We start from the raw sequence: 13581 nt of genomic DNA, 5'->3' as shown, positions 1-13581 counted from the left end.
CGACAATTGCGGTCCTATGCGCAAAAGCACTGCGATGCCGCACCGACTGGAAGAACTCATCAATGATCACGCTTTTCGAACATGTGGGCGCCGCTACCAACACTAAGCGTTCCCGATCAAACGGAAGCCTCTATCCCTTCTTTCTGAAGGCTGTCCGGACATGAACGCATTTGATGTCCGTCCAACGCTGGATGCTCCCGACGACGATCTCTATCTTTGGCTTGAAGATGTGGAAGGCGAGCGGGCACTTGCCTGGGCCGCCGGCCAGTCGGCAAAGACCCTGAAGCACTTCAGTGGAACGCAGTTCGAGCGCGACCGCGCGACTCTGAAGGCAGGCCTGTTCCCTAAGCGGCGTCGCATCTCCCCCGGCCGAGTCGCATGGCTTGAATCCGATATCAGGGCTTGGATGGAAACTAGATCTGAGAGCCGCACCGCATGAATGTAGCCTCCCAATATCTTCTCCCGTCTGTGGCGCATCACGAAGCCGGGCACGCGGTGGCCGCCATCGTTTTGCACCGTCAGATGTTCGACGACGACCGTGAACTCCCTGCTTTCTCAAGTGTTAGTATTTACCCCGACGCCGGTGACGGAGAGTGCGGTGGTTTTGTCGAAGGCACGGTTTTCTATTCAGCGCAAGGATTCACCTCGGAGCTAAAGCCGATTTTCGAGAACGATATGGATCGACATTTCCAACGCGATGAAGCGATCCAAGAGATAGTTGCGTGTCTGGCAGGTCCTTTTGCAGAATCCGCATTCGAAGGCTATCTGGACCCGCGCGATATGGCGATGAATGCGTCCGATGGGAATGAGGGGAGCAGCGACTACGCGGATGCCAAGCGAATCTATGGTGAGTTGCGGTTCCTGATGCCGCGCCGCCCCCGTTGGAGGCGGATCGAAGATCGCACGGCCCGGCTAGTACTCGATCACTGGTCAGCCATCGAAGCATTGGCCGCGCATTTGCTGGTCAAGCATGATCTCCAATTCGATGAGGCTCTGACGATTGTTGCGCCGCATCTTCCGCCCATGCCAGCAGCTACGCCGCCAGAGCGTCATCCGCAGCCTGCTTGATCAGCCATTCGATGTGATTTGACCACATCTGCAACACCTCGCGCTTCTCCTTGACGTTGCTATAGAGATCGTAGATTTCGCCAATGTCTCCGGTGCGGGCTCACAGCCCGTCCATATAGCCGCCAGTCTGCTGCCTTCGAGTGGCCCATGTTGGCCGCGGCCAGGAAGTGGCGACGATTGAAAGGACAAAATCAGTTGCCGAAACTCATCGCAGGTGACGGTCTGGTGGCAATTTGGGCACATCTTGTGTCTCGTCGCCAGTAAACACGGATGCCCGGCAGGAGCTGAGCTCGCTGCCGGCGGAAATCGTAGAGCGCCAGCGACGCATTCTGATCTTTCGTCAGGCAGTCGACCGCCTTGGCATACGCCTCGGCCTCCATCTCGATCGACCTGAACCGGTATCTTGTGCGCCATCCGGACGATCTGGGAAAGCTTGGCCGGGCCGGCGCCTTCCCAGGCGCACGGGAAGCGCGACGACCCATGTGGACCTTGGATTTCACTCCGCACTTACGCTGCTTTGGCCTTGTCAGCAGCCTGAGCATAAAGCGTGCTCAGCTTTCAGGCCGAGCACTCATCCATTGTTGACAGCACCTGTCGTCATTCAGGATCGCCCCATTCTCGCAGGCCGCTTGCAGCTTTCAGGCTGTTGTCAGCCAGGGCCGCCATAAAGGGTCTCGTTAAACAATTCAGGAGGCCGTTCCAATGAACAATCAGTTTGCGAGACTTTTTCGAGGACCAGGTATGCAGGCTTGTTTCAGGACAAAGAACTTTCTGGCGGCAACCACCGCGATGACGACGGTATTCCTGCCGGCTGTGTCTCTCGGGGTGGGTCTGGTAGCATTTCCAACTGGAGAAGCGTTGGCCGACGACCCGATTTCGATCCCGCTGGAGTATGTCGGGGAAGGCCATGACCGCCTGGGCATCTGGGCCAAGATCAACAATGGCAACGCGCAGCGATACGTATTCGACACGGGCTCGGACCAGCTCAACACGCAGATCGGGTCAGAGGTGACCGGGGTCCGCCCGATTGCCGACACGCCTTACGTATATACGTACGGGGACGGAACGTATGGTAATAAGCTTCAGAACGTGGAAATTGATAAATTTACATATGTCGATCCAGATCAAAAGATAACAATCGACGGGCCGTCTGTAAGCGATAAGAAATACCGGGCTGCTCGCATTCTCGATTTTGTCTATACCCATGCGTATTGCAAGGACAACAATCTTAAGTGCACGCCGGGATCCGTGACGGATGGACTTAAAGATATGTATGGTCAGGATCTCCAAGAACCTTATCACGCCGATAAGGAGCAGCGGGCGAAAATGACCGCTGGCAAGATGGCAGACGAAGGCGGCGATTTCGCAGGTACATTCGGGGCCGGCGATTTTCTTGGCAAGACAAGTGTCTGGGGCATGATGGGCAGTGTCACCAGGTCTGGCTACGTGGTCTCCGCCAATGTGAATCCGGATTCCGAGAGCGACCAAACGCCTGGCTGTTCCCCCTGCACGATTGTCAACCTCAATCCAAGCCTCCGGGCCCAATATACTAATGCCATGCCATGGGGAGAACCCGAGGAAAAAGATCAGGATTCTTATCAGAATTTTCCTGGCTCTGGCGCCAATGCCTCGACCGAATACGAAGGCAGCTACAATCTGCAGTACACGGTTAAGGATGGAGCCCCACCAATCACCGACCCCAACAAGACCGCGGTATTGCTCGACACCGGCACACCGGGCGGTGGCAGTCTGGAGATCAGTGATGCGATGCTGAAGCAATTTCAGGATGCGGGCGTCAAACTTAAAAATGTTCGGAGAAATGAGCAACGCGAGATCGTAAGCGCATCGGGCAACATCCCGAGCGTTACAATCGCAGGAACGGATGGCGATCCGGTAAGGCTGGACAATATCGACTTCACCTACACCAGCGGCACGACGGAACAACCCAATGACCAGACCAGTTTTGTTGCCGGTCTTGACTTCTTCAAAAACAGATCGGTCATTTTCGATCTGGAGAAGAAGTATACCGCTTATACGTCACATTTCGTCACTGCCAGCAACTTCTCTACCGATTCATCCGCACCCGAAGGGACCGGTCTGAGCAGGATCACGACGAGCATGGGGAATGAGGGCGGGTTCGGCATAGCGGGTGTCGTCTCCGGCTCCGGATCGCTGACGCTTGATACAAAGACGGTGGTCCGGATGACGAATGTCAACACCTACACCGGCGAGACGAATATTGCTCAGGATGCCTATCTCTCGCTTGCGGGGCTCGGCAACATCCAACGGTCAGCGAAAGTCGTTGCAGACGGCACGTTCGATATCTCCGAACATGGAAATGGCAGCGACTATTGGGGAATCTCCGACGCCTACAACGATGCCCGTATTCGTAGCCTGAGTGGCAGCGGAACGGTCGAACTGGGCAAGCGTACCCTGGTGCTAACGGATTCGAACGACACGTTCGCCGGCAGCATCAACGACCTCGACGTTGATAACAATAATATGGGCGGCAAACTATTCGTTGCCGGTGGCGTGCAAACGCTGAGCGGAAAGAACAATTTTTCCGGCATGACGACGGTCGGTTCCGGCGCGGGATTGCTGCTTGCCGATACAGGTGTGCTTTCCCATGATGCGACCACGTCCGGCTTTCTCGGGAATGACGGGCAGATCGGGGGCACGGCTATCGCAAACAGCGGCGGTGTCGTCGCAGGCGGCGGCACCTACGGTGCGGTCACCATTTCCGAGGGCGGCACGGTCGCTCCTGGCAGTGCGACCGATCCGAGCAGGATCGTCACCACACTGACTGTCACGGGCGATTTCGCGCAGCAGTCCGGATCGATCTATCAGGTCGACCTCGCAAGGTCGTCCGATCTCATCGATGTTGGCGGAGCAGCGGCGATCGACAGCGGCGCGCAGATCGAGCTGCTGCGGCAGGGAACGCTATCGGTCGATGCCCGATATACTCTGCTCTCCGCAGCAGGCGGCGTAAGCGGCACCTATGGCGGGCTGACGGGGGCTCTGGCGACAGACGCGACGCCCTTCGTCGATTTCCAGCTCGTCTACGATGCCAACAATGTCTATCTCGATATCAGCCGCACATCGACGGCGTTTGCCGATGTAGCCAGCACCTTCAATCAACGCTCGGTCGCCGCAGCGGCTCAGGCGCTTGGAAGCGGTAATCCGATCCAGGACAACATCCTGTTCCTGACGGCGCCGGAAGCCCGCAACGCTTTCGATATGCTATCAGGCGAGGTTCATGCTTCCATTCATAGCGGCCTCATCGAGGACAGTCATTCTGTACGCGATGCCGCGAGCGAACGGATCCGTGCGGCGTTCGACGGCGTCGGTGCCTCCAGCGTTCCGGTGATGACTTATGGGCTGGGTGGTCTGGAACTGGCCCCGGCAACGAGTGAGAATTTCGCCGTATGGGGCCGTGGCTTCGGCGCCTGGGGTCATCTCGACAGCGACGGCAATGCCGCCGGTCTCGATCACTCGACAGGCGGCTTTCTGGCTGGCGGTGACGCGGCTGTCGGCGAAAGCTGGCGGCTCGGCCTCATCAGCGGCTACAGCCATACCTCCTTGGAGGCGGACGATCGCGCGTCGTCGGGCTCGAGCGAGAATTACCATCTCGGTCTTTTTGCCGGCACGCAGAACGGCAATCTCGGTTTTCGTTCCGGCCTTGCCTATACCTGGCACAGCATCGAGACCGGCAGGTCCGTGGTCTTTCCAGGCTTCGCCGACAGCCTTTCGGCCGATTACGACGCCGGCACGTTCCAGGCCTTTGGCGAGCTCGGCTACCGTATCAATACGGCTTCGGCTTCCTTCGAGCCCTACGCTAATCTCGCTTATGTGAATTTTGACGCCGATGGCTTCACCGAGAATGGCGGCGCAGCCGCCTTGTCGAGCGGGGATCGCTCGAGCGACACGGCGTTTACCACGCTAGGTCTGCGTGCGTCGACGGTACTGACCCTCGGCACCGTGACTGCTACCGCGCGCGGCGGTCTTGGCTGGCGCCACGCCTTCGGCGACGTCAGGCCGGATACCGCTCTTGCCTTTGCTGGCGGTTCCTCCTTCGCCATCAAGGGCGTGCCGATCGCAAAGAACGCAGCTCTGCTCGAAGCTGGGCTTGACGTAAACATCACCGAGAACGCGACGTTCGGCATCGCCTATCAGGGACAGATCGCCTCGGATGCCCAGACACACGGGTTCAGCGCCAAGCTCGGCGTCCGTTTCTAAATCACCCGCAAAAGAGATTGGTTATGAAGTCAGTGAGTGCATTTTCTTTTACCGTCGTTCTCGGCTCAGCGACGGTGATGTCTGTGTCCGCCGCGCGAACGGACGATGCCTGCTACAACAAGGCACAAAGCCTATGATGACGCAATGTTCAATCGACGACCTGAAGCCAGTCGATGGCGAGCTTGACAAGCTCTACAAGGAGATGGAGACCCGGCTCAAAGAGTCCCGGCGCATGTCCAGGAACTGGTCGAGACCGCGAGGGGCTACAACGCCACCTCGGAGAACACGCGCGACGCCTACCCCAAGGATTGGCGGCATTTTTCCTCCTGGTGCCGGCGCGCTGGCTTCGATCCCCTGCCTCCGGGCTCGAAGGTGATCAGGCTCAATATCAGCGCCTGTGCCTCGGGCACCGCCGCCGGCGATCCGAAGCGTGGCGCCCCTGCCCTTTAGTTTGCGACCATCGAGCGGCGGCTTTCCGGCCTCGCCTGGAACTTTACCCAGCGCGGCCGGCCGTTGGACCGCGCGGAGCGGCATATCTATAAGGTTCTTGCCGGCATTCGCCGCAAGCACGCAAAGCCACCGCGGCAGAAAGAGGCGGTCCTGGCGACGATCTGCTGGCGATGATCGCCACGCTCGGCCACGACCTCAGGGCCTGCGCGACCGCGCTATTTTGCTCCTGGGCTGTGGCGGCGGCCTGCGGCGCTCCGAGATCGTCGGTCTCGACGTCATGCGCGACGACAACAGCGATGGCGCCAGCTGGATCGAGATTTTTGACGGCAAGGGCTGCTGGTCACCCTGCGCGGCAAGACCGGCTGGCGCGAGGTCGAGGTCGGCCGCGGCTCCAGCGACCACACCTACCCCGTAGTCGCGCTCGAGAGCTGGATCCGCTTTGGCCGCATCGCACGTGGACCCCTGTTCCGCCGCATCTTGTCGATCAGGTCGATATAATACGAAAAAGCCGCCGCCATTCGGGACGGGCGTCGGCTATCATGTCCAGCCATTATGCGGCGAGCGGATAGCTTTCGCCGGACCAGGCAGAGAACTTGGCGGCAAAAGCCTTCATCTCGTCGACCGCGAATGTGGTGCGCGGTTGCGAACTCGACTTGCTGGGCGAGAGGGACCTCGCCGAGAAAGGCGCTGACATGAGCGGGATGCTGCTTGGCCAAATCGAGATCCGCAAAGCAATCGGCCAGCGCCGCGTCGTCCAGCTGTACGCTGCAGGGCGCGTTCACGTCGTCAAGACGGATGCCAAATGCTTGCTCATAATGGCCGCAAGGTAATCGTTTCGGGTCGGAGACACAAGTTGCCGCCTCCTTCGCCGTAGAGTGGCCCGATACAATCACGATCGATATTGCCACCTCTTATCGATAGTGATCGCATAGTTCCCTGATTCGACTCTCAACCGCTCATATCAAGCGATTACTTCCATGTATCTGCTGCGCTAGCCCGTCCTGGCCTTGGAGTGTCGCTCCTCACCTCCTCCACCACTCACCAGCCCGATGGGAGTATCGCCCGCCAGCAGCTTCTCCTTGCTGAGCAGCGCGGCAACCTCAATCGCCTCGAAATCGGGCAAATCCCGCAGTGTGTCGAGGCCGAAGTGCAACAGGAAGGTCTTGGTCGTGACGTAGGTGTAAGGCGTGCCAAATTCAGCGGGCAGGCAGACGTTGACCCACAACAATCAAGGGGACGGTGCAGGCCAAGATTGCGGCAGGGCTTGGGCCCCCCACCCTTCTCCTCAGAACTCCGCTGCTTCCAGCTGGCGGCTGAAACTCACAGGCGCAGCCAGCTTGGTCTCTAACAGCATCGATCGCATCATGGTGTCTGCCATGAATCCGTGTGCGTGAAGCGCTCCAGAGCGAAGATGTTGGGCGTCAACCAGGTTCACTCCAATGAGCTTCACTTCTCGAGTTCTGCACAGTGTCCACGACTGGCGCCGGAGGTTGATCCGGTGATTAGGAGGAGCACTCGTTGTCGGATTCTCGACGATGTCGGACATGTGACACAACGCTTCCAGAGCGATCGCATTGTTCCGAAACGATTTTCCCAGTTGGCACGAAGGTTGCGGCCCTATGCGCAAAAGCACTGCGATGCCGCACCGACTGGAAGAACTCATCAATGATCACGCTTTTCGAACATGTGGGCGCCGCTACCGACACTGAGCGTTCCCGAGCCGACGGAAGCCTCTATCCCTTCTTTCTGAAGGCTGTCCGGACATGAACGCATTTGATGTCCGTCCAACGCTTGATGCTCCCGACGACGATCCCTATGTCTGGCTTGAAGATGTAGAGGGCGAGCGGGCACTTGCCTGGGCCGCCGGCCAATCGGCAAGGACTCTGAAGCACTTCGGTGGAACGCAGTTCGAGCGCGACCGCGCGGCTCTGACAGCCATTTTCGACAATCGCGACAATCTTCCCCTGATCGCGCGCCGTAGTCAGTACCTCTACAATTACTGGCGAGATGACGGTAATCCACGCGGACTGTGGCGCCGGACCACCCTTGCCGCCTACATGAAGGCGGATCCCCAATGGGAGCTACTGCTCGATCTGGATGCTCTCGCGGCTAGCGACGGAGAGGACTGGATCTGGGACGGCGCGTCCATCGAGCCGGAGAGACGGGAAAGAGCCGTTCTGCGCCTGTCGCGCGGCGGCAGCGACGCGGTCGTGCATCGCGAATTCGACCTGATTTCTCTGAGCTTTGTCGCCGACGGCTTCAACCTCCCCGAGGCCAAAGGCTACGTTAATTGGCTGGACCCTGACACGCTTCTGCTTTCCAGTGCGCTTGGTAATGGCATGGCCACCCGCTCCGGCTATGCGCGCACAGTTCGACTGTGGAAGCGTGACGCGGATCCCCTCACCACGCCGGCAATCTTCGAGGCCGGGTTCGAAAGCTTCCAAGTGTCTGGTCATTCGGACCGCACCGGCCGCAGCGAGCGCCTTTGGTTCATCGAGCAGCCGGCCTTCTTCGAGAAGATCAGCTGGATCGGCGATAGGAGCGGGCCGAGGAGGCAGATCGATCTTCCTCGCGACGCGTCGTGGCGGGTCTTCGGCGACTGGCTGGCGGTAAGGCCGCGCAAGCCCTGGACGGTGGGAGGCACCACCCATCCCGCCGACGCGCTGATCGTCATCTCGCTTTCCACTTTCCTCGCCGGCGGACGCCGTTTTGAGACCCTGTTTCAACCAGGGGAAAGGCGCTCCATGCAGTCATTCTTCTGGAATGACGGGAAGCTCATTATCTCTTACCTCGTCAATCTCGCACCGCGTTTCGAGATGTTCACTCCCGGCCACCAGGAATGGACGCGCCGAGTCCTGAACACCCTGCCCGCCGAAGGTACTGTCGACGTCTGGTCATTCGATGCGGCAGTTCACGAGACCAATGGAGAGGTCCTGATCTGTGCTCAGGATCCGATCACGCCGCCGCAGCTCTTGCTGTTCGATCTGAATGCCGCGCCGTCTCTCAGCGCTTCAGCAATCCTGAAGCGCAGCCCGGAGAATTTCGATGCATCCGGACTGGTGGTCACGCGCCACGAGGCAGTCTCTATCGATCATGAGCTGATCCCCTATACGCAGGTTGGTCCGGCGAACGGGAACGGAGATGCTCCGATTCACCTTTCCGCTTATGGCGGGTTCGGCGTATCATTCCTGCCCTACTACAACTCCCCGCTGGGCAAGCTGTGGCTCGAGCGCGGTGGCACGTGTGTCGAGGCGAACATCCGCGGCGGCGGCGAGTTCGGCACCCGCTGGCACGAAGCCGGGCGCAGGGAGGGCAAGCGTCTCGCCCACGACGATTTCGCCGCCGTTGCCTCCGACCTCGTGCGAAGGGGCATCACCCTGCCGAGGCGGATTGCCGCCGAGGGTGGCTCAAATGGCGGCCTGCTGATCGCAAACATGCTGACCCGCTATCCTGAGCATTTCGGGGCTCTGTTCTGCACAGCACCGCTTATCGACATGCGTCGCTACACCAAGCTCTTGGCGGGCGCGAGCTGGATCGACGAATATGGCGATCCGGACAAGGTTCACGATTGGGCTTTCCTGAAGGAAATCTCCGCCTATCACGCCGCAGCGCCGGGACAGCCCTATCCGCCTATCCTGATCGCCACCACGAAACGCGACGACCGCGTCCATCCGGGCCATGCGCGCAAGATGGCCGCAAAACTGCAGGCTCTTGGCTATCCCGCTTACTTCTACGAGGCCAGCGCAGGCGGGCACGGCTGCGGCGAGGACAATCGGGAGCAAGCCGCATTCATCAGTCTAGGCACCAATTTTCTCCGCAGCGCAATCGGCTTCAACGATCACCCTCCGGAGACGGCGGAACGCGTTGCAACGCAAGAGGGGCATTTGAGGTCCATCAACAATTCATTCGAGCAGGAGACGAAATAGTGCAGTGCATCCTTTCTGAACATCAAGGAGTGAATCTCATGGCGAGAACGCGAATGGGCGTAGCGCGGGCAACAGCAGCGGCGGTGGCCCTGATCATGGTGGGACAGCAGGCCGTCGCCGCGGAGCCTGCGCAAGCAGAGACCGTCCTGGCGGAGACGGGAGCCTCGGTCACCGAAGCGCCAATCCCTTGGCAGGTCCGCCTGCGGGCGTTGGGCGTCGTTACGAAAGATCTGGGCTACGTTGATACGCTTCCCGGCTCCGGTCTTTCGTATTCGGACACGGTGACGCCGGAACTCGATATCTCGTATTTCTTCACCGACAACATCGCCGCCGAACTCATACTCGGTACCACTTATGCCAACATCGCGGGCCAAGGGACGATCGGAGGGTTGGGCAACATCGGCAAAGTTTGGCTGCTGCCGCCGACACTCACGTTGCAGTACCATTTTACCGATCTCGGCGCGTTCAAGCCTTATGTCGGCGCCGGCGTGAACTACACGATCTTCTACAACCAGGACACTGGCAGCGCTGATGCTCTCAAGGTGAAGAACACGTTCGGCACGGCGCTGCAGGTCGGATTCGACTACATGGTGGACCAGCACTGGGGCCTCAACTTCGACGTGAAGAAGCTTTTCCTGAAGCCGGACTTCGACGTCACGGTGACCGGCGCGAAGCTGACGGGGAAGGCGGAGCTCGATCCCTGGCTGATAGGCGCAGGTGTCACCTACCGCTTTTGAATATCAGAGTGAAGTCTGCTTCCCGACTGCCGGTTTAAATGAAGGGCGCCTCGCGCGCCCTTTTTTACGGTCGACACTGCAGCGCAAGACCTCATGAAGCTATTGTCGGGCGGGGTTCTCTTCCGGCGGACCAAGAAGATGCACTGGCCAACCGGCCTTGCGCCTGAGGTGGAGTGCTTAGAAGCGCTTTGGATCGGGACGGGCTTTGGTATTGTGGGTGGAATGCTTCAGCCAGACCATTTGCCAGCATCGTCTCCCGGACGTCATGTGTGAGCTTCTTTGTCAGCGCAAGGCGAACACGGATCTCCTAGCAGGCCGTTGAAGAAGTGTCCCGTTTGGCCTTGAGGATTGCCTCGTCGCCGTTGTGATAGAAGGTGATGTCGATGGAGCCGTCGTCGAGCAGTTCAGCATGGCCGTCGCCTGTGACCTCGTCCATTTCGTCGAATCCGACCCATGTGAAGAAGACCGTCGACGGGCCGTAGCCGAGTTCGAGGGTTAGATGAGCCAAACGCCAGTGGGGCGTCCTGGGGACGACGCGCGCGAGATTCTGGTCGTGGTGGCCAGCCCAATACGATGTGAGAAGTTGCTGCCGGTGCGGGTACCGGAGGTCGCCGATAGTGACAGCCGATGTTCGACAGCGGCAAGGACATGCTCAGCCGTCAACGCGCCGAGGGCTTGGCCGGGAATGGTGGTGATGGAACCAATCCAGAAAGCGGCGGCTGCCCAGGAGAACGCCTTCGCGGGACTTTGACTCCAGTCCGCACACCCTGCTCAGATAGTCCGAAAAAGAGGTCAGAAGCGGAGCATCCGGATTATTATCTACACTGGGAACAGAAGCATGGAAGCGTTCTGGAGCCACTCGCCGCGCGTTTACCAGTGCCGACACTGCTCCAAGCTGACTATCTGCCATGACCACCTGCCGAACGTAGTCCGTTGATGCCACCGGTACCCTTCGCGGTCTGCTCCAGCGGGAAGATCGGGTCTGATCGACCCTGCTGACCTGTGCGGCGGCCTCTCTCGCTAGGGCGTCCCCCTTCCTGTCGTCCTCCTCCGCCGCTTTCGGCTGCTTTCGGCCCGCCGCCCTCGCCAAGGCGTCGTAGTCGGTAAGCGCGTCCTCCGTCTCCTTTAGGGGCTTCATCGCGTGACTAGAGTTTAGCGCGTGTTTGTAGGCGGCGGACCGAATGGTCGTCGAAATGCCACTCAGCGCCACCGCAAGATGCCCTAGGGCTTCCGCCTCATGATCTGACAGCGGCACGTCACGATTAGAGCCGATTGCCCTGCCTTCTTCCAGTTTCACAATGTTTGTAGTCATTTCCTGCTCCATCGCGTTGACTGAGATACGATGGAGACGGAAGTGGAGAACAAATTTTTACAAGCAACTAAGATGATATTCTCGTCAACGGGACAATAGTGGACGTTGAGGGCGGCGAACAGGGTGGTGGTGCCGTTGCGCTTGTAGTCGTGCCTCATCGTACCGAGCCGCCCCTTCTTCATCGGCAGGCCGGGTGGGTGCGGTCGAGCGCCGGATCTGGCTCTTTTCATCGACCGACAGAACGATGGCATGGGCCGGCGCATCGAGATAGAGGCCGACGACGGCGCGCAACTTGTCGACGAACTTCGGATCATTGGAGAGCTTGAACCTGGCGCCAGCGGTGGGGTGCGAGACCATGCGCCTTCCAGATGCGCCTGACGGCGCTGGCGCTGATTGCGGCGGCTTGCGCCATCATGTCGGCGGTCCAGTGGGTCCTCTCGCCCGGCGGATCGGCAAGCGTCAGTGCCACGACGCGCTCGCCGACATCGGGACCGAGCGGCGGAATGCGCCACTGTCGCGTCTTGTCGCGCAGCAGCCCGTCACAGCCTTCCGCGGCAAAGCGCTCCTGCCAGCGCCAGACGTCGGTCTTCGACTTGCCGATGCGGCGCATGACCTCGCCGGTGCCGACGCCGTCGGCGGGCAAAAGCACTATCTCGGCGCGCCAGACATGCTTTTGCGGGGCGTTGCGATCCCTGATCAGCGCCGTCAGACGGACGCGATCGGCCGACGAAACGGTGAACGATCTTCCTGTGCGCATGCGCCAGACTCGCACGCGCAGGCCAGAAAGGGAATCTCTGATTGGACTCCTATGTCAGGCGGGAACCACTAGACGCCGAGACCGCCGATGCAGACATGTTTGGTGTCGAGATAATCCACGATGCCCTGGAGGCCGCCTTCCTTGCCGAGGCCCGATTCCTTGACGCCGCGGAACGGCACCTCCGGCGTGGTGATCAGGCCTTCATTGACGCCGGTACTTCAGTCCTTCCATCACGCGGAAGGCGCGACCGAGATCGCCGGTGTAGAAGTAGGCCGCGAGGCCGAACTCGGTGTCGTTGGCGAGCGGCGTGCCCGACCTGAGACATGGGTGACGTTTTGTACCGGACACGGATGAAGTGCACCCCTCGGGTGAGCGTTTGCTCGATAATATCCACTGAAGTGAAGCAGTCGGTCTTAATGCTGGAACTCATGCCACCCGACCGACCCGGGAATTCGCAGCAGCGGCGCCGTCGAGTGCAGAACGAATGCCGTCAACCAAGGGGTCGATCTCGCTTTCGGTGATTATATAGGGCGGACAGATTCCAAGCACTTCTCCCATATTGCGGATCATGACGCCGTGCTCGCGGCACCGCCGCTCGACATCGCCGATCCTCAGCTCGGGCGCGAAGACGCGACGGGCGCACGATCCTCGACGATCTGAACCCCCGCGATGAAGCCGCGGCCGCGGGCTTCACCGACAAGCGGATGGTCGCCGAGCGCGTCCGCGAGGGCTCCATGCAAGTGATCGCCGAGACGACGCGCCTGGGTCACGAAATCGATCTCGCTGTAGATCCTGATCGCCTCGGCGGCGACGGCCGCTATCACCGGATGACCGGAGTAGGTGAAACCGTGACCGAACACGCCGACCTTGTGGGCCTCGTCAGCGGCGCATTGATAAATCTTGTCGAGATAATGACGCCGCCAATGGGCAGGTGACCGGATGAAAGCCCCCCGGCGATCGAGAGCATGTCCGGTTCCATCCCAAATGTCTGGCTACCAAACCAGTTCCCGGTGCCTCCGAAGCCGCAGACCACCTCGTCGGACAGCATGAGGATAATTTCTCACTTTCTTGCGAAGATCGGGGGTGTCCACGGTC

The 13581-nt window shown here is 59.8% G+C and carries 10 protein-coding genes and 4 pseudogenes; 7 read left to right on the top strand and 7 right to left on the bottom strand.

Annotated features, from left to right (window positions below):
- The first annotated feature begins 160 nt into the window (after nucleotides 1–160).
- The 5 genes and pseudogenes from P9254_RS24490 (at nucleotide 161) to P9254_RS24470 (ending at nucleotide 6584) form a co-directional block, all read left to right on the top strand.
- Nucleotides 161–439: a helix-turn-helix transcriptional regulator gene (locus P9254_RS24490; RefSeq protein ID WP_063169289.1), complete on the top strand. Its 279-nt coding sequence runs from the start codon at nucleotides 161–163 to the stop codon at nucleotides 437–439.
- Entirely contained in the window at nucleotides 436–1068 is a 633-nt protein-coding gene (locus tag P9254_RS24485; RefSeq protein WP_063169290.1) for a hypothetical protein, read from the top strand. Before P9254_RS24490 ends, P9254_RS24485 begins: the two co-directional genes overlap by 4 nt.
- Nucleotides 1069–1770: 702 nt before the next feature.
- Nucleotides 1771–5304, top strand: a complete 3534-nt coding sequence (locus tag P9254_RS24480) for an autotransporter outer membrane beta-barrel domain-containing protein (RefSeq protein ID WP_082826570.1) — start codon at nucleotides 1771–1773, stop codon at nucleotides 5302–5304.
- A gap of 243 nt (nucleotides 5305–5547) precedes the next feature.
- Nucleotides 5548–6231 (top strand): annotated as a pseudogene (locus P9254_RS24475) (integrase); the annotation flags it as partial.
- Nucleotides 6232–6347: 116 nt separating this feature from the next.
- The gene (locus P9254_RS24470; protein ID WP_063169293.1) at nucleotides 6348–6584 is read left to right on the top strand and encodes a hypothetical protein; all 237 of its coding nucleotides are present in this window, start codon (nucleotides 6348–6350) and stop codon (nucleotides 6582–6584) included.
- Between the two features lie 161 nt (nucleotides 6585–6745).
- Here P9254_RS24470 and P9254_RS24465 read toward each other — a convergent pair.
- Both P9254_RS24465 and P9254_RS24460 read right to left on the bottom strand, forming a co-directional pair.
- Nucleotides 6746–6946: pseudogene (locus P9254_RS24465) on the bottom strand (SMC-Scp complex subunit ScpB); the annotation flags it as partial.
- Nucleotides 6947–7039: 93 nt separating this feature from the next.
- The gene (locus tag P9254_RS24460; RefSeq protein ID WP_095769041.1) at nucleotides 7040–7300 is read right to left on the bottom strand and encodes a hypothetical protein; all 261 of its coding nucleotides are present in this window, start codon (nucleotides 7298–7300) and stop codon (nucleotides 7040–7042) included.
- Between the two features lie 217 nt (nucleotides 7301–7517).
- Here P9254_RS24460 and P9254_RS24455 point away from each other — a divergent pair, with 217 nt between their 5' ends.
- A complete protein-coding gene (locus tag P9254_RS24455; RefSeq protein ID WP_082826571.1) occupies nucleotides 7518–9680 on the top strand; it encodes a prolyl oligopeptidase family serine peptidase in 2163 nt (720 codons plus the stop codon).
- Nucleotides 9681–9718: 38 nt separating this feature from the next.
- Nucleotides 9719–10417, top strand: a complete 699-nt coding sequence (locus P9254_RS24450) for an OmpW/AlkL family protein (RefSeq protein WP_063169295.1) — start codon at nucleotides 9719–9721, stop codon at nucleotides 10415–10417.
- Between the two features lie 307 nt (nucleotides 10418–10724).
- Here P9254_RS24450 and P9254_RS24445 read toward each other — a convergent pair whose 3' ends face one another.
- From P9254_RS24445 to P9254_RS24425, 5 genes and pseudogenes are all read right to left on the bottom strand, one after another.
- Nucleotides 10725–10925 carry a hypothetical protein gene (locus tag P9254_RS24445; protein WP_244514237.1) on the bottom strand — a complete coding sequence of 67 codons (201 nt, stop codon included), beginning with the start codon at nucleotides 10923–10925 and terminating at the stop codon, nucleotides 10725–10727.
- Between the two features lie 905 nt (nucleotides 10926–11830).
- Nucleotides 11831–12486: pseudogene (locus P9254_RS24440) on the bottom strand (IS630 family transposase); the annotation flags it as partial.
- Between the two features lie 68 nt (nucleotides 12487–12554).
- Nucleotides 12555–12789, bottom strand: a pseudogene (locus P9254_RS24435) (aldehyde dehydrogenase family protein); the annotation flags it as partial.
- 308 nt (nucleotides 12790–13097) lie between these two features.
- Nucleotides 13098–13346, bottom strand: coding sequence for an aminotransferase class III-fold pyridoxal phosphate-dependent enzyme (locus P9254_RS24430; protein WP_063169297.1), 249 nt, complete (start codon nucleotides 13344–13346; stop codon nucleotides 13098–13100).
- A complete protein-coding gene (locus P9254_RS24425) occupies nucleotides 13307–13534 on the bottom strand; it encodes an aminotransferase class III-fold pyridoxal phosphate-dependent enzyme (RefSeq protein ID WP_263485461.1) in 228 nt (75 codons plus the stop codon). The genes P9254_RS24430 and P9254_RS24425 overlap by 40 nt, the downstream gene beginning before the upstream one ends.
- Nucleotides 13535–13581 lie beyond the last annotated feature (47 nt).

Source organism: Mesorhizobium sp. WSM4983, assembly GCF_029625765.1.
In the GTDB taxonomy this organism is placed as follows: Bacteria; Pseudomonadota; Alphaproteobacteria; order Rhizobiales; family Rhizobiaceae; genus Mesorhizobium.
This window is presented reverse-complemented; position numbering and strand designations above follow the sequence as displayed.

Coding starts and splice junctions, on each gene's coding strand:
- P9254_RS24490 (WP_063169289.1), top strand. CDS start 161: ATGAACGCATTTGATGTCCGTCCAACGCTGGATGCTCCCGACGACGAT.
- P9254_RS24485 (WP_063169290.1), top strand. CDS start 436: ATGAATGTAGCCTCCCAATATCTTCTCCCGTCTGTGGCGCATCACGAA.
- P9254_RS24480 (WP_082826570.1), top strand. CDS start 1,771: ATGAACAATCAGTTTGCGAGACTTTTTCGAGGACCAGGTATGCAGGCT.
- P9254_RS24460 (WP_095769041.1), bottom strand. CDS start 7,300: ATGTCCGACATCGTCGAGAATCCGACAACGAGTGCTCCTCCTAATCAC.
- P9254_RS24455 (WP_082826571.1), top strand. CDS start 7,518: ATGAACGCATTTGATGTCCGTCCAACGCTTGATGCTCCCGACGACGAT.
- P9254_RS24450 (WP_063169295.1), top strand. CDS start 9,719: ATGGCGAGAACGCGAATGGGCGTAGCGCGGGCAACAGCAGCGGCGGTG.
- P9254_RS24425 (WP_263485461.1), bottom strand. CDS start 13,534: ATGCTGTCCGACGAGGTGGTCTGCGGCTTCGGAGGCACCGGGAACTGG.